Origin of the sequence: Azospirillum canadense (assembly GCF_025961225.1) — a bacterium.
In the GTDB taxonomy this organism is placed as follows: domain Bacteria; phylum Pseudomonadota; class Alphaproteobacteria; order Azospirillales; family Azospirillaceae; genus Azospirillum; species Azospirillum canadense.
Genome location: NZ_JAOQNG010000007.1, coordinates 979571 through 1001007, shown reverse-complemented (window position 1 = coordinate 1001007; position 21437 = coordinate 979571). Strand labels below are relative to the sequence as shown.

Here is a 21437-nt window from a genome sequence, read left to right as displayed (position 1 = left end):
GCACTCCGCTTGGCCGGATGACCACCGTCCCAGAACGGACGGATGTCCCACGATGCGCAAAGCCGAGGAAACAGGACATGACCCGGACCTTCCGCATCGGGCAGATCGTGCCCAGCTCCAACACCACCATGGAAACCGAGATCCCGGCCATGCTGCGCGCCCGCGAGGCGGTGCTGCCGGAGCGCTTCACCTTCCATTCCAGCCGGATGCGCATGCACCGCGTGGTGAAGGAGGAGCTGGAGGCGATGAATCGCGAGGGGCTGCGCTGCGCCGCCGAACTCGCCGACGCGCGGGTCGACGTGATGAGCACCGCCTGCCTCGTCGCCATCATGGCGATGGGCGTGGGCCACCACCGCAGCGTGGAGCGCGAGCTGGCCGAGGTCGCCCGCGCGAACCACTGCGCCGCGCCGGTGATGACCTCCGCCGGCGCGCTGGTCGAGGGGCTGAAGGCGCTCGGCGCACGGCGCATTTCCCTGATGGCCCCCTACATGAGGCCGCTGACCGAGTTGGTGGTCGCCTACATCGAGCATGAAGGGATCGAGGTGATCGACTGGCGCTGCTTCGAAATCGCCGACAACCTGGAGGTCGGCCGCCGCGATCCCATGCGGCTGGTCGAGGACGTGCGTTCGCTGAAGACGGCGGGGGCGGACGTGGTCGTCGCGTCGGCCTGCGTGCAGATGCCGTCCCTTCCGGCGATCCGTCCCATTGAAGAGATGCTTGGCATCCCGACCGTCTCCACGGCGGTCTGCACCGTGCACGGCATGCTCACCCGCCTGGGCTTGGCCCCTGTCGTTCCGGGTGGCGGAACGTTGCTGGCGGAAAGCGTGCCAGCCATGGGTTGACCTCCCCGGGGGCGCCGGATCCGGCGCCCCCAGTCTTTTCTTGAGATGCGACGCACGGCTCGGGCCGACGTGTCGCCAGCGTCGAATCAGCGATCGTGCACGATTTATGATCCATGATTGACAGGTGCACGAACAATCGGTAGGCTGCGCAGAACGAGTTGGGGAACCTCATGTCGAAGAAGCCGGTCATTTCCCGTGTCGCCCTTGCGGACCAGGTCATGCACCTGCTCCAGGAGCGCATCCTGGACGGCGTGTACGAGCCTGGGGGGCGCCTGAACATCGACGCCATCTCGCGTGAGCTGGACATCAGTTCGTCGCCCATCCGCGAGGCTTTGACGCGGCTGTCGGCCATGGGGCTGGTGACGTCGTCGACCTTCGCCGGCTTCGCGGTCACGCCCGTCCCGACCCGCGAATGGTTCGAGCAGCTTCTGACCTTCCGCATCCTCGCCGAGGGGTGGGCCGCCCGGCAGGTCGCGCGGCTTCGGCCGGCCACCGCGATCGAGCGGATGACCGACAGCCTGCACGCGCTGGAATCGGGCACGCTCGGCGCGCGGGCGCGGGACTACGTGTCGGCGAACAAGGCGGACGAAAGCTTTCACGACGCGATGCTGGACGCCTGCGGCAACGAGATACTGGCCCAGAGCGTCCGCAACCTGCACCCGCACCTGCATCACGCACGGCTTTTCAGCAAGGTTCCACAAGACATCGCGCCGGTGATCGAGGAACACCGGGCGATTCTGGACGCCATCCGGTCGGGTGACGAGGACGCCGCCGCCGCCGCCCTGGAGCGTCATCTGCGGATGTCCTGGCAGCGTTACGACGGCTGGACGACCGCCGAGGCGCCGGTGGCCGTCACCTGACGCCTGGGCACACCTGACGGCGGCGCATCGCCCGCGCCGCCAGCGGCTTCGCTTCAAGCACCCGCAACGCACGCCCGACGGCATGGCCGGCCGTCGGAACGGGGCACTGTGCGCCCTGCTTCGCGGCCCAACAAAGAGACATCACGACAAAACGACACACGACAAAACCACAAGGGACACATCCGGTGGCAAAGATCGTTTCCGTGGAGGTCCTACAGGCGGACCTGAAACCCAAAGTCAAACGCACCGACGCCATCCAAAGCTTCGAGTGCCAGGAAACGCCGATGGTGCGGATCACCGACGCCGACGGCGTCACCGGCACCGGCTACAGCTACACGATCGGGACCGGCGGGTCGTCGGTCGTCAGGCTGCTCGACGACCATCTGGTCCCGTTGCTGATCGGCCGCGAGGCCGACGACATCGAGCGGATCTGGCGCGACCTGTTCTACCGCGTCCACGCCACGACAGTCGGCGCCCTGACCTCGATCGCGTTGGCCGCCATCGACACGGCGCTGTGGGACCTGCGCGGCCGCCGGGCGCTGCTGCCGCTGCATCGCTTGGCGGGCGGCGCCAAGGAGGGGATCGACCTCTACTACACCGAGGGCGGCTGGCTCCACATCGAGGAGCGCGAGCTGGTCGAGGAAGCCCTGCGGGCCAAGGAACGCGGCTTCGGCGGCACCAAGCTGAAGGTCGGGCGCCCGCACGTGGCGGAAGACGTCCGGCGCATCGCCGCGGTGCGCGAGGCGGTCGGCGCCGGGTGGGAGATCATGACCGACGCCAACCAGGGCTTTACACTGGACGAGGCGATCCGCCGCGTCCGCCATTACCAGGATCTCGACGTGGCGTGGTTCGAGGAGCCCATTCACGCCGACGACGTCCAGGCGCACCGCCGCCTCGCCGCCGCGACCAGCGTGCCCATTGCGGTGGGCGAGTCCCTCTACAGCCTGTCGCAGTTCAAGGATTACCTGCAAAGCGGCGCCTGCTCCATCGTGCAGGTCGATGTCGGGCGGGTCGGCGGCATCACGCCCTGGCTGAAGGTCGCTCACATGGCGGAAGCCTTCAACGTGCCCGTCTGCCCGCATTTCCTGATGGAACTGCACCTGCCCCTGTGCTGCGCGGTGCCGAACAGCCGCTGGCTGGAGTTCATCCCCCAGCTCGACCTCGTGACCTCCTCGCCGATCCGCATCGAGGCCGGCAAGGCGATCCCGTCCGACGCCCCCGGCCTCGGCATCGACTGGAATTGGGCGGCGCTCGACCGTCACGTCGTGCACCGCCGCACCCACACGGGACGCTGACCGCGCCTCCCACCTTTCAAGGGATCGACCATGTCGAGTTTGGAAAACAAGGTCGTGCTGGTGACCGCGGCCGGCCAAGGGATCGGACGGGCGTCCGCCGAGGCCTTCGCACGCGCCGGCGCGCGGGTCTGGGCGACGGACCTGGACGAAGGAAAACTGGCCAAGCTGCTTGAGCCGCCCGGCGGTGGCCTCCAGCGGAGACGTCTCGACGTGCTGGACGGGGCCGCCGTGGAGCGGCTGGTCGCCGAGATCGGCCGTGTCGACGTGCTGTTCAACTGCGCGGGTGTCGTACAGAACGGCACGGTGCTGGACTGCGGCGACGCCGATCTGGATTTCGCCTTCGACCTCAACGTCAAGGCGATGGCCCGCACCATCCGGGCCGTGCTGCCCGGCATGCTGGAGCGGGGCGACGGCAGCATCATCAACATGGCCTCGGTGGCCAGCAGTGTGAAGGCGGTGCCGAACCGCTTTGCCTACAGCGTGACCAAGGCCGCGGTGATCGGCCTGACGAAATCCGTCGCGGCGGACTATGTCGCGCGGGGGATCCGCTGCAACGCGATCTGTCCGGGGACGGTCGAGAGCCCGTCCCTCCAGGACCGGCTGCGCGCCCAAGGGGATTACGAGGCGACCCGCGCCGCCTTCGTGGCGCGCCAGCCCATCGGGCGCATCGGAACGCCGGAGGAGATCGCTGACCTCGTCCTCTATCTGGCGGGCGCCAGCTACACGACCGGCCAGATCCACGTGATCGACGGCGGCTGGGCGGCCTGAGCCCGTCCGAACCGCAAAGCTCGGGATCCAAAAACGCGGGGCCACAATATTCCGGGGAGGAAAGATCATGAGCGTCGAAGCCATCGCCGCCGACGGCGCGGCGGGCCGGGACGCGCTCTACAAGCGCGTCTGCTGGCGGATCATCCCGCTGCTGATCCTCTGTTTCATCGTCGCCTATTATGACCGGGTCAACATCAGCTTCGCCAAGCTGCAGATGCAGGACGAGCTGAAGTTCAGCGACACCGTCTACGGCCTGGGCGCCAGCCTGTTCTTCGTCGGCTACATCATCTTCGAAATACCCAGCAACGTCATCCTGCACCGTGTCGGCGCCAGCGTGTGGATCGCACGCATCATGGTATCGTGGGGGCTGGCGTCGGCGCTGATGATGTTCGTCACGCAGCCCTGGCACTTCTACGCCATGCGCTTCATCGTCGGCGCCATGGAGGCGGGTTTCCTGCCGGGCGTCGTGCTGTACCTCACCTACTGGCTTCCCAGCCGCCGCCGCGCCCAGGCGAACTCGCTGTTCATGACGGCGATCTCGCTGTCCGGCATCACCGGCGGCCCGCTCGGCGGCTGGATCCTCACCCGCTTCGCCGGGGTCAACGGCTGGTCGGGCTGGCAGTGGCTGTTCCTGCTGGAAGGGCTGCCCGCCGTGCTGCTCGGCCTCGTGGTCTATTGGTCGCTCGACGATAAGCCGGCCACCGCGGCGTGGCTGAGCGAGCCGGAGAAGCGCGCCATCGAGGCCGACATTGCCGCCGAGCAGACGGAAGCCGCACAGCACGGGATCGGCCGTTCCTTCACCGACCGGCGCACGCTGTTCCTGTCCGCGGTCTATTGCCTGATCCTCGTCGGCCTGGGCGGCGTGACCTTCTGGATGCCGCAGTTGATCAAGAACGCCGGCAACCTGGACGCCTTCGCGGTCGGGCAGGTGACGGCTATCCCCTGGCTGATCGGCGGGCTGGGTATGCTGCTGGTGGCGCGCCATTCCGATCGCAGCGGGGAGCGCAAGTGGCACCTCGCCCTCTGCGCGATGGCGAGCGGCGTCGGCTACGCGGTCAGCGCCGCCTTCCCGACCGACCTGACCATCGCCGTGGCCGGGCTGTCCCTGGCGACGACCGGCATCCTGGCGATCTTCCCGGTCTTCTGGACCGTGCCCTCGACCTTCCTCGGCGGGGCCGCGGCGGCGGCCGGCATCGCCTTCATCAACTCGGTCGGCAACCTCGGCAGCATCTTCAGCCCGGCCTTCATCGGCTGGGTGAACGACCAGACCAAGAGCACGCAGTTCAGCGTCGCCGTGATCGCCGGCATGATGGTGGCCGCCGGTTTGCTGATCGTCCTCTTCTGGCCCAAGCCGGCGGTGCGCCCATGACGACCACACAGTCCGAGCCGACCCACTACGGCGCCGACGCGCTGACCGGCTTCGCCCGCGCGCTGCTCATCGCGGCAGGCATGCCGGCCGACAAGGCGGCGGACGTCGCCGACGTCCTGGTCGAGGGCGAGTGCCTGGGCAAGACCACGCACGGCCTCGCCCTGCTTCCCCACTATCTGCGGGAGATCGAGACCGGCGGCATGGTCCTGGATGGCGAACCCTCGATCATCAATGACCAGGGCGCCTGCCTGACCTGGGACGGGCGGAAACTGCCCGGCCCCTGGCTGATGCTGCGGGCGGTGGAAGAGGCGGTGACGCGGGCGCGCCGCTTCGGCATCGGTGCCGTGTCGGTCCGGCGCAGCCACCACACCGCCTGTCTCGCGACCTACCTGCGGCGGGCGACCGAGCAGGGTTTCCTGCTGTTCCTGACGCTGACCGATCCCGGCCACAGCAGCGTCGCGCCCTTCGGCGGGACCACGCCGGTGCTGACCTCCAACCCGCTCGCCTTCGGCGCGCCAACCGGCGGCCCGCCGGTGCTGGTCGACATGGCGACGGCGATGCTGACGAACGGCGCCGTGGCGGCCCATCGGGCGCGGGGCGAGCCCCTGCCCTACCCCGACCTGCTGGACAGCGTCGGCCACCCCTCGACGGATCCGAACGTCATGGCGGCAAGTCCGCCGGGGACCATCCTGCCGCTGGGCGGGCTGAACGCCGGGCACAAGGGCTACGCGCTCGGCCTGATGGTGGAGTTGCTGACGGGGTGCCTGAGCGGCCATGGCCGCGCCGACTTGAGCGAGGGCTGGAGCGCTGCGGTCTTCCTGCTGGCGATCGATCCCGCCGCCTTCGGCGGTGAGGCGGAGTACCGGCGCCAGGCCGACTGGCTTGCCCAGGCCTGCCGGTCGTCCGCACCGCGGCCGGGGGTGGAGCGTGTGACGCTGCCCGGCGAGGCCTCGCTCGACCGCCGCCAACAACGGATGCGGGACGGTGTCCCGCTTCCGGCGGCGCTGATGGAGGCGCTGTCGGACCGGGCGCGCGCGCTCGGCGTCAGCGTCCCGGCGCCCCTGCCCGCCTGACAATCCGCCTGACCATCCGTCATCCCGAAACCGAAACGACGGCGGCCGATGCAACGCACCGGCATGACCGACACAGGGAGGGAATGTCCGCATGTCCACGTTTCAAGACACGGCCATGGAAACCACCAAGCAAGCCGCAACGCCCGACCGGGCGAACGTGCGGCGGGCGGTGACCGCCGCCACCATCGGCACGGTCATCGAATGGTTCGACTACGCGCTCTATGGTGCTGCGTCCGGGCTGGTCATCAACAAGCTGTTCTTTCCGCAATTCTCCGAACTGGGCGGCATCCTCGCCGCCTTCGCGACCTTCGCGGTCGGCTTCTTTATCCGGCCGCTGGGCGGCGTCATCATCGCCCATTTCGGCGACCGGTTCGGGCGCAAGCCGGCCCTGGTGTTCACCATCGCGTCCATGGGCCTCGCCACCGTCGCCATGGGGCTGCTGCCGACCTAAGGCGACATCGGCATCCTGGCGCCCATCCTGCTCGTGCTCTTCCGGCTGCTGCAGGGCTTCGGAGCGGGCGCGGAGTACGCCGGCGCCGTCACGCTGGTCTCGGAATACGCGACACCCGGCCGGCAGAGCCTGCTGACGGCCCTCCTCCAGTCGGCGACGGTGGTCGGCATCATGCTGGCGACGCTGTGCTTCCTGGCCGTCTCCTCCGCGCCGGAGGCTGTGCTGCTGGGCTGGGCGTGGCGGATCCCCTTCCTGGTCTCCGCCGTGCTGTTCGTCGTGGCGCTGTACATCCGCCGCAACCTCGACGAGACGCCGGAGTATGTCGAGGCGATGGAGCGCGCCGCCCGCGAGCGGCGGGAGCACAAGGTCCCGATCGGGGAGCTGCTGCGCCATTCGCCGAAGGAGCTGCTGTTCGGCTTCCTGTCGGTCACCGGCCACAACGCCAACGCCTACATCCTCAGCGCCTTCGCGCTCAGCTACATGACAAACACGCTGGGCATGCCGCGGGTGGAGGCGCTGACCGCGGTGGTGATCGCCGCCTTCACCGGCATCGTCACAACGCCGATCATGGGCGCCATCGCCGACCGGATCGGCAACGCCAAGGTCTACATCTTCGGGGCCGCCTTCACCTTCCTGTTTGCCATCCCCTTCTTCGCGCTGCTCGACACGAAGAACGTGGTGCTGGCGACGCTGGCGATGAGCCTCGGCTACGGGCTCGGCTTCGGCGGGCTGGCGGGGGCGCAGGGCGCCTTCCTGGCGAACCTGTTCCCGACGCGCTACCGCTTCTCCGGCATCGCGCTGACGCGGGAGATCAACAGCCTGCTGATCGCCGGCCCGACGCCCTTCATCGCCTCCGCGCTGGTGGCCGCGGCCGGCGGAAGCCCGCGCTACGTGGCCGCCTATCTGATGGTCTGCTGCGCCCTGACGATCATCGCCGTGGCGGTGATCCGGACGCGGTCCGTCAACCGCTGACCCTCCCTTTCAACACATTCAAGGACACCATCATGAAGTTGGTTCGTTACGGCCAGCCCGGTGCGGAGAAGCCCGCGCTTCTGGACCGGGAGGGCCGCCTGCGCGACCTGTCGGGGCACATCCCGGACATCGTCGGGGAGGCGCTGCAACCGGGGACGCTGGACCGGCTGCGTCGGCTCGACCCGGCGTCGCTGCCGGAAACCTCCGGCACCCCGCGCATCGGCGCCTGCGTCGGCGCGGTGGGCAAGATGGTCTGCGTCGGCCTGAACTATTCCGACCACGCCGCGGAGTCCGGCATGGCCGTGCCGACCGAGCCGGTGCTGTTCCTGAAGCCCTCCAGCTCCATCTGCGGCCCCTGCGACGACGTGGAGATCCCGCGCGGCGCGGAGAAGACCGACTGGGAGGTCGAACTGGCCGTGGTGATCGGCAAGGCGGCCAAGTACGTGCCCGAGGAGCGCGCGCTGGAGCATGTCGCCGGCTATTGCATCGTCAACGATGTGTCCGAACGCGCCTTCCAGCTGGAGCGCGGCGGCACCTGGGACAAGGGCAAGGGCCACGACACCTTCGCCCCGACCGGCCCCTGGCTGGTCACCGCCGACGAGATCGAGGACCCGCAGAACCTCGCCATGTGGCTGGACGTGGACGGCAAGCGGTTCCAGGACGGCAGCACCCGGACGATGATCTTCGGCGTCGCCCACTTGGTATCCTACATCAGCCGCTTCATGAGCCTGCAGCCCGGCGACATCATCTCCACCGGCACCCCGCCGGGCGTCGGGCTGGGTCAGAAGCCGCCGCTCTACCTGCGCGCCGGCCAGACCATGCGGCTGGGCATCCAGGGCCTGGGTGAGCAACAGCAGCAGACCGTCGAGGTGTAGAGGTCGTTTCGCGTTTTTCGGGAACTTGCGGATCGCTCGAATCCGAGCCGATTTTCTGCTATGAGACAGGAGGGCACGAAGCACCCATTCTTCCCGCGCACAAGCGCCCGAGCCTCATTGAAGCTCGGAAGCCAATCACCGCATCAGTATCATTCGTCCCTGTCTCCTCCCCGGTGGCGCTGGCCACGACAAGGGGGGCCGGTGATCGTGGTGCTCGATTCCACCGGGCCGAAGGTGTTCGGCAAGGGTGAATGGCACTTGGAAAATCGCGTCACGGAAGCCGCTTGATCGGCCACGCTTCAGCCACGCCGCTGCACCGACTTGAAGCGTAGCCTCAGCGCTTCCGTGAGATGATCCGCGACTAGGCGCACGCGGCGCGAGCGCCGGATGTCGGGATGCATCACCAGGAACACAGGATGCACTGGGGGAGGGATTTCCGGAGCCTAAGGCCCGGTTTCCAGAACTCTCCGAGGTCAGCTGCGAGCGTGATCAAGTAACCGCATGCCGGTTCCCGTGCCTTTGGCATGGGAGCGGACATGCGCGCGCAGGCGGTAGAGCTGGTGGCTGGCATCATCGACCGGATCGAGCCCCGGCACCCCGGTCCGGGGCGCCCCCCGGTGCCGACGGCGGAGGTGATCCGGACGCTCGGCTTCTTTGTGCGCGAGGGTGTCCAATGGCGGGAGTTGAAGGCTGCGGACGGACGCGCCTCGGGCTCCACCCTGCGCCGCCGCCTGGACGAGTGGCACACCACGGCGTTGCTGCGCCGTGTCCATGCCGTCCTCATCCGCATGGCGCGCTCCGGCCCCGACGCCGCCGCATGGGACGTCGTGGTGGACAGCTGCTCGGTGCGGGCCAAGCGGGGCGGCGAGTTGACCGGGGCGAACCCGACCGACCGCGGTAAGCCCGGGACCAAGTACCACGTGGTCGTCTCGACCGATGGCCTGCCGCTGGCGGTCGTCCCTTCGCCCGCCAATGTGCATGACACCAAGCTCTTTCCGGATCTGCTGCGCCTGGCCCAGGTTGTCTGCGCCGCCATCAGCAGGCTCTACGCGGACGCGGGTTACGACAGCGCCGATAACCGCTGGCTCTGCTTGCGCGACGGCATCCAGCCGCACATCCGCAAGATCGGCGAGCCCCACGGCTCGGGGCTCGGCAAAGTCCGCTGCGTCGTCGAGCACGGCTGCGCTTGGCTGCTCGCAAACAAACGCCTAGATCGACGGCAGGACAGGTTGGGGCGGATCATACTCGCGCTGCTCACCGCCGCGGCGATCTTCATCGTCGCCAACCGCCTCAGCGCATTCTGAAAACCGTCCCTAAGCCTCGAGGCTCCGAAGGGGAAGAGCCAGAAAATCCGGAAGAAGGGCGATCCCCAGCCCATCGAAAGCCGCCTGCAGCATCGTCGCCATGTCGTTGGACCGTACGCTGAAGCGCAGCCCGGCGGCATACTCATCAAGCTACAGCTTCTGCGGCAGGTCCGGCATGCTGTCGTCGAAGCCGATGTACACCCGATCCGCCCCTGGACGCTCAGCGGCCTCGGCAAGGCCGTAGAGACCATAGGGGTTCTGTTGCAAGATTTGTCGCGGCCGGCGGCTCGGGTAGAAGTGCCGGATCGGAGTTGGTCGGAGCAGACCGGGGATGGCGAGGCGAGAGCGCCCGTTCAAGGGTCGACAGTTCACGGCGGCGGTGATCCTGTGGGCGGTGCGTTGGTACGTGCGGTTCCCGATCTCGTACCGCGAGCTCGAGCTGATGCTGCGGGACCGGCGGCTCTGGCGTTTCGCCAAACTGCGCCAAGTCAAGTATTTACGGATGAAATGGACAAGCTCGCAAAGGAGGGAGGCATGCTTCCTCGGTGTGTTTTTATCGTCCTTCAGGGCTTCAAGATGAACCGCAAGCATGCGGAAGGCGCCATTCACGGCATGACGGAGCAAAGCAGCCTGCCGCGGCGGCGCGGTCAAGCCCGCCAGCCGCGCAGCGGTGCGCCTTTGGCGCAGGCTTGAGGGCGCCCGCCAGCGGCAGGTCACAATCCAAGGGTCGTGAACGGCGTGCGGCGCTGATCAGGACTCGGAGCGATGAGCGGGGGGCTTCGGTCGCCAGTTGGACACCAGCAACTCATAGGCCCGTTCGGCCGTTTCGACCGCACGCCGCTCCTGATCACGAATGCTTTTCAGAGCTTGTTTGTAGCCTGGCCGCGCCACCCCGTGCTGACCAAAATGCTACTTTAAGCTGAACAGAGGATTTGCGCTGGGTGGACGGTCTGGTAGGGCTGTGGCCGTCATCCACCGCCATCAGGGCAGCAGTTTATGGGTACCGCCGTTCGTCCCGCAAGCACCGCTCCGGCGTCCTGGGACGCATTCGCCGATGTCGATGCCTTCGTCGATGAGGTCCTGGCGGAACTGGCCACCATGACGGCGGACGGCACTCGACCCAACCGCGTCGGGCCGAAGCCGGCGCTGACCGGGTCGGCGTTGCGCAAGGCGATTATGGCGATCTGGTGCGTGGCTTACTGTGGCATGCAATGGCGCGCCATCGGCCAGCTTTCCGGCATTCCCTTCGGCACCTTGTACACGCTGTTCGCCCGCTGGACGCGGCTTGGGCTGTGGCGCCGCTTGCTCGACCGGCTGCGCCGGACGTGGCGGTTGGCCTGCGGCGACACGGCGGAGCCGAGCACCGTCGTGATCGACAGCCGGACCTGTCGCTCGGCCCCGAGTTGTTTCGCCCGCGGTGTCGATGGCGGCAAGAAGGTCCGCGGCGTGACGGTCCACATCGCCGTCGAGAAGTACGGCATCCCATTGGCGATCGACGCTTCACCGGCCAAGGTGCACGACACCAAGGGCATCGTGCCGGTGCTGCGCCAATTGGCCGGGCGCGGCTTCCACGGGCCGGCTCTGGGTGACCTCGGCTACCGCGGCGAGCGCCTGGCCAAGGCCGCTGAGGCGCTCGGGATCACCGTCAAACCGGTCGCCCGCGGTCGGAACGGGACCTTCATTCCGGCCGGAATTTGCTGGGCGGTGGAACGCTCTTTCGGATGGCTCGCCCTCTATCGCCGGTTGAACACGGTCGGCGAGCGGACGAAGGAGCACCTCGTCGCCTTCATCGAGATCGCCTTCGTCTCGATCCTCTCACGCCGCCTCAAACGGCTCGCTGCCGAGACCGTCAAAGCATGACAGCTACGAACAAGCTCTGAAGGTGGGGGCTACGGAAAGCTGACCGGGAGCGGTGGAGGACCTTGGAGAGACGTCAGATGTCCTGGCTGCTTAGCTGCCAAGTCCTTGCGTGTGCAAGGCCTTGTCGCCAAACCGATTCGGAGCCGAACGCCAGTATGCGCTCGTCAGTCTTTGGGCACGGCCAGGTGGGCCTTGGCCGCATGCTCGACAGCGTTGACGGCGTCAACCTCGCGGATCCTCAGCACTTCGAACGGGGCCTGTCCCAGGGTGGCATCCACCTCGACGAGAAATTGGAGTGCGGACCATCCGTCCGCTCTCGCGATGCGGAACAGCCTCACCACCGTGCCGACCCCCGGTAGGATGACGCTCTTCCCGGACGCCTCGCCCTCGCCATCGGTGAACTGGAGCTTTGGCAAGACCAATTCACCGTTGTGCACCAGGGCCAGCGCGCGGCCCCTGCAATGCTGATAGTGCACCCACTGCCAGGTCCTGCGCGTGGCCGACGCCGCCTCGGTGAGCGTCAGCCATCCCCCCGCTCGCTCGAGCAGCGCCGCGCGCCAAGCCGCGAGATCCCCGTCACCCTCTCCAGCGTCTCCATCACCGGTCGCTCGCTGATCGTCACCCCGCCACCGGGTCGCCAGGATCGGCAACGCCGCCCCAAAGCCGGAGCGCCATGCCGCCAAGAGCTCCAGGTCCTCGCGCTGCCGACCCAGCTCTGTCTGTACCGCAGGGTGCGCGTGGATTGTCCGCCAATAGGCGGGCTCTTGGAAGTTCATGTCCTCATGGTGGTCTTGGGCGACGAGCTCGGCGTTGTGGTGAGCCAGCGCCGCCATCTCCGCCACGCTCTCTACCGCGGCCCCCGCCAGCGCTCTCATGAGAAAGGCCATGGCATCCCCGGCATTCACCCCGCGTTGCTCATCACCGCTGTCGATGATGTCCGAGTCCGGAAGGGAATCTTCACACGCCTTGGCGAGGGCGGACAGATCGACCGGCTCCGCGCCGCGGCCGAGTTCCAGCCACGCCCGGTCCAGCGCGGAGCGGAGCGCGTCGCGTCCCGGCCATCCATACCGGCGCGAACAGATCGTGTATTCCGGCAGCATGCGCTCGGCCAAGGCCAGCCCGAAGGCGATTACCTGCCAACGATCCAAGGCCTGTAAGCGCGCCCTCACCCCCTCAGTATCAAACTCGGGTTCCATCGTCGTTGTCCTCCAAGTCGCGCGCCACAGTGGGACCTCCCCACGCCCATGGCGTGACGGACACCAACCAAGCTGATGGGCCGACCCAGACGGATCGTATCATTCGTAGCTCAGCGAATGCGCGCCATCTCGCCATTCAACCCCAGGGCTGTTCAACGCTACACAGCCCGGTGCGCGAGGAGCGCCCCATGCGTGAACGGCCCAGCCGCTTATGACCCTCGCTGCTTTAGGCTGGCGATGAACTCGGCGAGATCGGTGTCGCCCGCCTCCAGATATGGCTCCAACTCGCGTGCCATCGCGGTGTAGCGCTCCAAGTCCTCGCGGTCGGACACCTCGGCGATGCGGCGAAATTCGGGCGAGCGGACGAGCGCACCGGTCGGAGGGCGGAAGACCGGATGCGGGTCGAGCGCGGCGTCGCCGAACTCGGCCTCCAGCAGCTTGCGCAGCACGATGCGCTGCTGGATGCTGGCGATGCTCTCGACGAGATCGGCGTAGGCGCGCAGCGCCAGTTCGCGGGCCGTGATGGTCATGGCACTCCTCGTGGTCCAATCGAAGATCCAGCCGTCGGCGGCGATCGCCTCGACGCTCTGCTCGGTGGTGGTAGAGCGGGCTCAAGTCGAGACCGGGGCCGGACGTCATACGCGCATGCAAAAAACGTGTTTTATGACGTGTGCGGGCGCGCACACCGGCAGGAGCGCCAACATGCCGCAGTTCTACTGATCTACAGACAACACGATCCGTCAAGTTCAGCCCACGGGCGCGTATGCAAAGGTCAGAGCCATAGAAGGATCGCCGCGATGGTGATCATAGCGAGATAGTTGACGGCGCGCTTCTCATGCCGTGTGGCGATTCGACGATACTGTTTCAATTTGTTGATCAACCGCTCGACACGGTTACGTTCCCGATAGGCGTCGCGGTCGAAGGTGGCGGCCGGGCGTTCGTTGCTTTTGGTTGGGAGTACCGACTGGATGCCACGTCGGCGCAGGGCCAAACGGATGGCGCCACTGCTGTAGGCCTTATCGGCGGCCAGCCTGTCGGGCTTGAGGCGCGGACGCCCACGACCCAACCGCTTGGTCCAGCCGGTCCCCATTAGCCTGGCAAACGCCTTGCTGTCATGAACTTCGCCGCCGGTCAGCCAGAAGGTCACTGGCTTGCCAAGGCCCTCGGCGCGCACGTGGAACTTTGTGGAGTAGCCACCGCGCGACCGTCCCAGCGCCTCGTCGTCAGAGCACCACTCGACTTTCCGAGCACCAGCGGCATGCTGATGAGCACGAACAATCGTGCTGTCCAGGAAGTGCAGGGACCAATCCACCCGCCCTTGGCGATCGGCGCGCGCCTGCAATGCTTCCAAAGTGCGCTGCCAGACCCCGGCCCTGCGCCAGCGGTAGAACCGGCTCGACACCGTGCCGACCGGGCCATAGTGGTCCGGCAGGTCCTTCCACGGCGCCCCGGTGCGATTGATCCAGAGAATGCCGTTGAGGATACGGCGATGAGAATGGTTTGGCCGCCCGGTACGCGGCTTCTCGGGAGGGAGCCGCGGCTCCAACTGCGCCCACTGCGCATCCGTCAGTTCAAAACGTTCCATCCGAAGCAGCTGGGGAGCACGACACCAAAGCCCTTGGCTTTCCGGGACGGCGGTTGTCGGGCATCCATTTTGCAAAGCAACTAAAATATCCTGCAAACTTGCGGTATGCATTGCGTTGAATGCTTGCGATATTCAGGTGGCACTCGGCCATTTGGGGAGAATCCGTTTTTTGATAATGCAACAAAATGCGAGTTCCCATTGGTGTTAAGTGGTTATTAACAGTTTCAGCTGCAACCATCAGCGGGGATGATCATGTAACCGCAACGCTTCCGCTATTGGGTTGGCGAACATGAGTGTGTGGGTTTCTCGGGGCGCTTGGATATCTCATGGCGTGACGGCAAGGCACAACATCAGTTCTTGTCTTCTCCGCATTGTGATCGTGGCCTTGGCGTCGATGGCCCTGATCGCCATGGGCCTAGTGGCTTGGAACATGGCGTCTCAGCGGCGGTTCGCCGAGACGGAGATGGTCAGAACGGTCCGGGCCATCGCCGTTGCTCTCGATCAGCAGCTGCTTGTGACCACGACCGCCCTTGAAAGCCTCGGCATGGCGCTGGCGGAGGACGACGATCCGGCGCGGCTCTACCGCATCGCCCAGGGCGTCATGACCAAGCACCCCTACTGGTCGCACGTGACGCTTCGCGACGCCGCGGGGACGATGGTCTTCACCACAGCCATGCCGTACGGGGCGCCGATGCCCACGACGAACTCCCTCGCACCTCTGCTGGACGAGGTGCTGGCCGCCGATCGCCCACAGGTTTCCAATCTCCTGCGCAGCTCGCTCATCGATTCGCCCGTCGCGGCGGTGGGCGTTCCCGTCCAAGCGAAGGACGGCAAGCGCTTCGTGCTGATCGCGGTGGTCACGGTATCCAAGTGGGAAAAGTTTCTCCAGAATCAGGAGCTGGCTTCCAGCTGGGTAGCGGGGATCATCGATCGGACTGGCATTGTCATTGCTCGTACGCGCGCCGCCGAACAGTTCGTTGGCAAGCCGGCCCCAGGTTGGGTTCGGGAAGCCATACAGACAGCACCAGAGGGGCGCGCGGAAGGTCCCGCTCTGGAGGGCGGGGCGTTGACGCTCGCCTTCTCCCGGTCGGCGGTTTCGGGATGGACTGTTGCGTTTGCCGCTCCATCATCCGTGTTTGAAACACCGCTGCGCCGGTCGCTGTGGCTAGCGGCGGCGGTGAGCCTCGGGGCACTCGGCGTCGCCGCCCTCCTGGTGCGGCGCTACGCCCGTCGCCTGTCCCGGTCGGTGGCCGGACTGGCCCGGATCGTGGAAGCGATCCAGGAGCCGGGCGCAGTGTTGCCGCCCTTGCCGCACACCGATGTGGCAGAAGTGGCTTCGGTGTACGATTCGGTGCGGTGCGCCAACGTGCATCTGCGGGAGGCGGAAGAACGCCGGACGACGGCGATGCGGGAACTCCAGCACCGGGTGAAGAACGACCTCCAGGCGATCCTGAGCCTAATCGCCCTGGAAAGCGGCCAAACCAGCAGCACCGAGACCCGCCGCATCCTGGAGGAGTTGCAAGGTCGCGTCGAAGCGCTTCGCCTCGTCCACAGTCGGCTCTACGAGGCCAGCCAAGTTGGCACGGTTGAGTTGGGGAGCTACCTGCGGGAACTCTGCGGGAACTCCGTTGCCCTTTACGGCCGAAGCCTCGCTGGAGAGCTGGCACTGAAGGTGAGCGTCGGTGCGGTGTACGTCGATCACAACGCGGCCGTTTCGCTCGGGCTGATCGCCAACGAGTTCGTCACCAACAGCGCCAAGCATGCGTTCCCGCACGGCGCCGGGACGATTACGCTTGAATTGGACGTGCCCGCCGCCGGTCCGGTCCGGCTGCGGTTGGCCGACAATGGCATTGGCATGCCGGCGAACCGGACGCGGTCATCCGGTCTCCAACTGATTGCTATGCTCGCTGAACAGATTGGGGCAGCGCCTGAGTGGGAGGTCAACGCCGGTACGAGCCTACGACTGTCGTTTTCCGTTCAGGGTGCAGGGCTAGCCGGTTGATCCCATCTGCGGAGGTTCCTCGCGCTCCGGTAGGCGTTGATTGACCCGTCTTACTGCACGGCGCCAATTACACTGACCGGCCGTATTGCCGCACCAAGAACTGCTACTCGGCGCCAATTGCCGCCCAGCCGTAACCGGCAATCGTCTAGCCGCCTTTATTCACCGGAGTGAGGCGCGGGCTGGCCACCGAGCGGAGATGTTCAGCGTGGGGTTGCAGGGGCATGCGCCCTCAGTCGCCGCGCTGCTGGCGGCGTGAGGTCGGTGGAGTTGGCGGTGGACGGGAGTGGGTGACGGCTGGGGCACGCTGCCCCGGTGTTCAAGTGATCAGCCGCGGCAGACGGCCGAGGGCGAGATGGATGATCGCCTGATCGGGGGCGCTGGTCGGCAGGTGGACCTTGATCTGCGTCTTCATCTCCACGATCCGCGCGGCGATCTTCACCAAACGCAGACGCAAGGTGTCGAACTGCACCGTGCGCCAGCGGGAGCGTTTGGGCATCAGTGAGCGCAGGCTCCACAGCAGCCAGTACGCCCCGGCGTGCAGAAAGAGGCGGAACTGGTTGGCCATCGCCTTGGTGCAGGAGGTGCGGTCAGCAGCGAGATGGGCTTTCCACGCTTTTATATGATTTTCCGCCTGTCCCCTCGCGCAGTACAAAACCTCGTACAGCCAGCGTCCCGTGCCATGGCGCAGGTTGGTGACGATGAAGCGGGTGTCGGTGCCCTGGCCTCCGGCCTCGACGCGCGCGACGATGCGCCTCACCCGGCTCCAGGTGCTGGCGCCGTCGTAGAACTCCTTGAAGCGGCGCACCTTGTCGGCTCCGGGCGTGGCCTGGAAGCGGGCGGCGGTGCTGGCCTCCAGCGTGGTGACGTGACGGCGCAAGGTGCGGCTGGTCGGTAAGCCCAGCACGTAGTCGATCCTCTCGCCCTCACACCAGTCCAGCACCTCCGGGCAGGCGTAATGACCGTCACCACGGAGCAGGATCTCGGTGTGCGGCCAATTCGCCCGAAGGGCACGGAGCAGGCGGCGCAGGAAGGCGCGGATCTCGGTGCCCTTGGGCCGCTTGGCCGGGCGCAGCACGGCGGTGACGAAGCGCCCATCGCCGTCAAAGACGACGATGGGCTGGAAGCCGTACTCGTCGTAATGGGCGTTGAACAGGCGCAACTGCTGGCCGCCATGCACCGTGTCGAAGGTGTCGTCCACATCCAGCACGATGCGCTTGGGCACGTGGCGGAACGACGCGCAGTAGAGATCGACCATGGCCCGGCCCATGCGCAGCAAGGCACGGGTATCCGGCAGGTTCTCCAGGCGCGAGATGGTGGCTTGCGAGCACAGGTCGCGCTCGGACGGCAGCCGCTCCAGGGCCATTTTGAACAGCGGATCGGAGCGCAGACTGTCGGCATCGTTGCCGTCCTCGTAGCCCGCCGCGATGGCCAGCAGGCGGAATCCGATGATGTCGGCCAACGGATGCACGGTGCGCGTGGGATCGCGCGGATCCTTGAGGCAGGCGGCCAGCCGTTCGGCCACGCGCAGCCGCTGTTCGACCTCGCGCAGGACCAGCAGCCCGCCATCGGAGGACAAGCGGCCACCATCAAAGCGCCCGATCACCGGCTTTCCAGCCAGGGGTGACAGACCGGGCAGCGGCAGCGTAGGATCAACCATGGCGGGTGGGCGCTCCGAAAACGGCAGGAGTTGGCGTCAGCACCCAAATCCTACGGCCGCTCAACGGATGCCGCTACACCCGCCAACCCCGGTGCATAATCCCGGCTAGCGGCGGCAGAGGTGACGTCTCCGGTGACGGGCAGGCGTCAGCTTGCCCAGGCATGTTCGCCGATTTCCATCCTCTGGTTCGGCCAGAATGACCATCCTCCCGTCCCGACCTGCGAACCGAACGCCATCGCGCGCAGCGGAGGTCAAGGACGGCCGCAGGCCGCCGCCCCGCGGCACGAGCCTTGCTCGTGTCCTTGACCGCAGTGAGCACGGTGGCATCCTCCAGGCAGCCCGGGACGATCGCCGTCTCGCCCGTCAGGCCGCCGCGGGACGGGATGTGCCGAAGACCAAGGCATACGCCTTGGCGCTGCGCCACGCCTTGACCCGCCGCTGAAGTGTCCGCAGCTGTCCGTTGGGAAAGCACTCCGGGTAGACGTCTTGGAGCCGCCCGAGCAGCTCCCGCGCCGTTCGCTCCGGTTCCGCCTCCAGGCAGCCTTCGACCACCGGCCAGACCTCCTCAAAGGGATCGACCCGCGTCCGCCACGTCCGCGGCGCTGTGGCCGCCCGCCGGTGGGTCGGCCGCACCTCGCCGTCCTCCCAAGCCCGCGCCAAGCCGGCCAGAAACGGCGCCAGCCCATCCTCCGCCCCGTCGGCGGGCTCCGCGCCGGCCGAATCCGCCAAGGCGGCCTGCGCCACGCGGATGTCGCGCAACAGCGCCACCGGGTCCAGCTCGGCGAACGCCACGCGCAGCCGCTCCTTCTCCGGTTCCGCGACGTGCTCGCTCGCCAGCAGGCGTTCATACGGCGTTGCCGGCGCGTGGTAGCGCTTGCTCACCCGCGCCCCGTCCCGCTTCTTCTCTTTGAGCTTGAACGACGGCTGGAAGTAGTTCACGTACAGCCGCGCCGCCCGGAACAGGCGCCACAGCCGCCGGGCGCCCGCAACCCCCTCCAGGCGGCCGTAGCCGACCAGACGCCGGACCACCGCCCCGTTCTTCTGCTCGACCCACGCCTGGTCGTTTTTCCGGTAGGCCCGGCACCGGGTCAATTCAATACCGGCGCCACGGCAGTAGTCCAGCAGCGCCTCGTTCATGAACGCGCTGTCGTTGTCCGTGTCCAGCCCACGCAGCGCGAATGGCAGCTCGCTCTGCAGCGCGTGGATCGCCGCTACCACCAGCGAGCGCTCGCGCACCACGATCGGCACGCACTCGGTCCAGCCGCTCGCGATGTCGGTCAGCGTCAAGGTATGCACGAAGCTGCCGGCCGCCACCGCCCCGCAGTGCGCCACGAAGTCGGCCTCCATCCAGCCCGGCGCCGGGTCGCCCCAATCCGCGAACGTTCGCACCTTGACCTGCTGGCGCACCGCGTTCACCACCATGCGCCGACGTCGCCCTCCCTGGGCCCGCTTCCGCACAGCGGTGAGCAGACGGTCCATGGTCGCTGCGCTCATCGCCAGCAGCCGCGCCCGCACCTCCGGCTCCAGGCACAGATGATGATGCCGCTCCATCGCCTCGACCAGCGTCGGCAGCGCCGCCTTCAGCCGCTTGCCGCAGATCCGGCCGGCCGCTTCCCACAGCACGATCAGCGCCGCGCGCTCCGCCTCCCGATAAACCCGGCGCGCCTCCCCGGCACCCCCACCACAGGCCCGGGGCGCGCCGCCCAGCAGGCGGATCGCATGCTTGCGATGGTAGCCCGTCACCAACACAAACTCGTCCAGAATACGCCGCCGCTCCATCCGCGTGGCCACCACGTAGCGCTCCCGAACCACCGATATCAGCTCCTGGCGTGTCGGCATGCTCAACCGTCTCCCCAAGTTCCTTCTCCCCGTGGCATGGCACGGAGTAACGTTTGTCGTGAGGCAACGGCTACTATCGGGTAGCATTTTCAGCGAGGCAATGCGGCCGGACGTCGAAATTGTCGTTGCACACACCTCCCCGGACCAGACCCGCCGCAACAGTGGCAGCAGCCGGTCGGCGTACTCGTTCATCAGTTCCGGATAGACCGCAATCTCGCCCCACCGCTCCTCGATCGGCCAGAGGTATTGCACGCCGTCGTCCTGGATCGCCTCGTACAGACGCTCCAACCATGCCGCCCGCATCTTCGGGCTGGTGGGTGCGGCGATCAAAATCGGGATGACGGCCTCGAGCGCGTTGTTGACGGCACGCCCGAGCGCCCCCGAGGAGGTGTCGATGTCCTGGAAGGCGGGCCAGACCCGTTCCGCGAGGACCACGGCCCCCTCCCCCGCCGTCAACGGATCGGACTTGGCGACCGTCTTGATCTCCGACACAGCCTCCTTCAGCCGCGTGACGGCGGTTTTCGACCCGCGCCATCGGAAGCCGCTGGTCCGAAGTTTGGACCGGAACGCCCACTTGTGCCCGCTCGCCATTTCAGCCGCCTCCGTCAGCCGACCTTCCGTGCGAGGCGTGCTACAGCCTCTCCCGAAACCCCTGGATTGATGGCGAGCTTTCGTCCGGCGGTCTGCCCGGCCTCGAAGGCATTCTTCGCCACCGACCGCCCGGACGAGCGAGATTTCCGGAGATTTAAGTTGAGCTTGGCCAGTTCCTCCTCGACGACGGCTGTCTTGACGACCACCAGGTCACGGCCGGTGGTGGCGTTCGCGGCGTCGCGCTGGCTCTTCATGTCCGCGAGTTTCTCCGCGACGGATGCCGCCATGCCGTGCAGGAACGAGGTGCTGACCGTGCGTCGGTCGTCGGGATGGTAGCGCAGATAGTCCTTGGTCCTCTTGAACCGCTCAACCTCGGTGTGCATGGCCATCGACACCGGGTCCGTGATGTACTGCGCGACCGTGGTGTCCGGCGACAGGCCGAAGAAAACATAGCGGAACTCGCCAAATCCATTTTTCTTGCGCCACACCCGGCAATCGCAGAATACCGCGATGGCGTTCACGCAGCCGTCCAGCGGGACCCGCTGCTTGCGGTGGGTCTCGACGACGGCGCGCTCGCAGGCCTCCTCGCGGATCTCGATGTCGCTGAGCGACAGGTCGTGCTGGTCGAGCAGTTCGGCGACCTTCGCCGCGGCCGCCAACGCCTCCTGCTCGGTGCAGCCGTTCTCTAGGGTTTTGGCACGCAAGGCCTGGATGCGCGCCTTCAGACGGTCAAGCTCACCGGCGCGTGCTGAGATGTCGGTCATCACGGAGATCCGCTTCGGTCGGGTCCGACAGCTTCCACAGATTCCGCCCCGAAGCAAGGCAGCAATGGCTCCCCGAACATGCCGGTTGACGGCCGTGTTCAGCGGTCGGCATGGCTGCCGCTTTTTGCCCCATG

Annotated in this window: 18 protein-coding genes and 1 pseudogene; 13 read left to right on the top strand and 6 right to left on the bottom strand. The window is 67.0% G+C overall.

The genetic code is table 11. From position 1 onward, the window contains the following. The first annotated feature begins 77 nt into the window (after window positions 1–77). From M2351_RS32220 to M2351_RS32165, 11 genes and pseudogenes are all read left to right on the top strand, one after another. Window positions 78–842 (top strand): maleate cis-trans isomerase family protein, encoded by a 765-nt coding sequence (locus M2351_RS32220; RefSeq protein WP_319801951.1) that lies wholly within the window; start codon window positions 78–80, stop codon window positions 840–842. A 170-nt stretch (window positions 843–1012) separates the two neighbouring features. Beyond that, entirely contained in the window at window positions 1013–1702 is a 690-nt protein-coding gene (locus M2351_RS32215; RefSeq protein ID WP_264660078.1) for a GntR family transcriptional regulator, read from the top strand. A 185-nt stretch (window positions 1703–1887) separates the two neighbouring features. After that, window positions 1888–2997: a mandelate racemase/muconate lactonizing enzyme family protein gene (locus tag M2351_RS32210; protein WP_264660077.1), complete on the top strand. Its 1110-nt coding sequence runs from the start codon at window positions 1888–1890 to the stop codon at window positions 2995–2997. A gap of 30 nt (window positions 2998–3027) precedes the next feature. Next, window positions 3028–3765: an SDR family oxidoreductase gene (locus M2351_RS32205; protein WP_264660076.1), complete on the top strand. Its 738-nt coding sequence runs from the start codon at window positions 3028–3030 to the stop codon at window positions 3763–3765. Window positions 3766–3832: 67 nt separating this feature from the next. Further along, a complete protein-coding gene (locus tag M2351_RS32200) occupies window positions 3833–5134 on the top strand; it encodes an MFS transporter (RefSeq protein WP_264660075.1) in 1302 nt (433 codons plus the stop codon). Beyond that, window positions 5131–6207 (top strand): Ldh family oxidoreductase, encoded by a 1077-nt coding sequence (locus M2351_RS32195; protein WP_264660074.1) that lies wholly within the window; start codon window positions 5131–5133, stop codon window positions 6205–6207. Before M2351_RS32200 ends, M2351_RS32195 begins: the two co-directional genes overlap by 4 nt. A 91-nt stretch (window positions 6208–6298) precedes the next feature. Further along, window positions 6299–7630: pseudogene (locus tag M2351_RS32190) on the top strand (MFS transporter). 32 nt (window positions 7631–7662) lie between these two features. Beyond that, complete coding sequence (locus M2351_RS32185; protein WP_264660073.1) at window positions 7663–8505, top strand: fumarylacetoacetate hydrolase family protein; 843 nt, start codon at window positions 7663–7665, stop codon at window positions 8503–8505. A gap of 536 nt (window positions 8506–9041) precedes the next feature. After that, window positions 9042–9809, top strand: coding sequence for an IS5 family transposase (locus M2351_RS32180; RefSeq protein ID WP_264657561.1), 768 nt, complete (start codon window positions 9042–9044; stop codon window positions 9807–9809). A 507-nt stretch (window positions 9810–10316) separates the two neighbouring features. After that, on the top strand, window positions 10317–10502 hold the full coding sequence (locus M2351_RS32170) for a hypothetical protein (RefSeq protein ID WP_264660399.1): 186 nt from the start codon (window positions 10317–10319) through the stop codon (window positions 10500–10502). A 303-nt stretch (window positions 10503–10805) separates the two neighbouring features. After that, a complete protein-coding gene (locus tag M2351_RS32165) occupies window positions 10806–11669 on the top strand; it encodes an IS5 family transposase (protein WP_264660072.1) in 864 nt (287 codons plus the stop codon). Between the two features lie 164 nt (window positions 11670–11833). Here the strand turns inward: M2351_RS32165 and M2351_RS32160 are convergent, their stop codons facing one another. Further along, window positions 11834–12865: a YjaG family protein gene (locus tag M2351_RS32160; protein ID WP_264660071.1), complete on the bottom strand. Its 1032-nt coding sequence runs from the start codon at window positions 12863–12865 to the stop codon at window positions 11834–11836. 209 nt (window positions 12866–13074) lie between these two features. Continuing rightward, window positions 13075–13395 (bottom strand): hypothetical protein, encoded by a 321-nt coding sequence (locus M2351_RS32155; RefSeq protein ID WP_264660070.1) that lies wholly within the window; start codon window positions 13393–13395, stop codon window positions 13075–13077. On the opposite strand from M2351_RS32155, the gene M2351_RS32150 reads away from it, so the two are divergent. Beyond that, window positions 13394–13585, top strand: a complete 192-nt coding sequence (locus tag M2351_RS32150; protein ID WP_264660069.1) for a hypothetical protein — start codon at window positions 13394–13396, stop codon at window positions 13583–13585. The two genes, M2351_RS32155 and M2351_RS32150, sit on opposite strands and share 2 nt — an antisense overlap. Window positions 13586–13637: 52 nt before the next feature. Here the strand turns inward: M2351_RS32150 and M2351_RS32145 are convergent, their stop codons facing one another. After that, window positions 13638–14450, bottom strand: coding sequence for an IS5 family transposase (locus M2351_RS32145; protein WP_264660068.1), 813 nt, complete (start codon window positions 14448–14450; stop codon window positions 13638–13640). A 331-nt stretch (window positions 14451–14781) separates the two neighbouring features. Here M2351_RS32145 and M2351_RS32140 point away from each other — a divergent pair, with 331 nt between their 5' ends. Beyond that, window positions 14782–16452, top strand: a complete 1671-nt coding sequence (locus tag M2351_RS32140; RefSeq protein WP_264660067.1) for a sensor histidine kinase — start codon at window positions 14782–14784, stop codon at window positions 16450–16452. Window positions 16453–16768: 316 nt separating this feature from the next. Here M2351_RS32140 and M2351_RS32135 read toward each other — a convergent pair whose 3' ends face one another. From M2351_RS32135 to M2351_RS32125, 3 genes are all read right to left on the bottom strand, one after another. After that, complete coding sequence (locus M2351_RS32135; RefSeq protein ID WP_264657888.1) at window positions 16769–18109, bottom strand: IS1380 family transposase; 1341 nt, start codon at window positions 18107–18109, stop codon at window positions 16769–16771. A gap of 363 nt (window positions 18110–18472) precedes the next feature. After that, window positions 18473–19948, bottom strand: coding sequence for an integrase catalytic domain-containing protein (locus M2351_RS32130; RefSeq protein ID WP_406567474.1), 1476 nt, complete (start codon window positions 19946–19948; stop codon window positions 18473–18475). A gap of 605 nt (window positions 19949–20553) precedes the next feature. Further along, on the bottom strand, window positions 20554–21303 hold the full coding sequence (locus M2351_RS32125; protein WP_264660385.1) for a DUF7168 domain-containing protein: 750 nt from the start codon (window positions 21301–21303) through the stop codon (window positions 20554–20556). Window positions 21304–21437 lie beyond the last annotated feature (134 nt).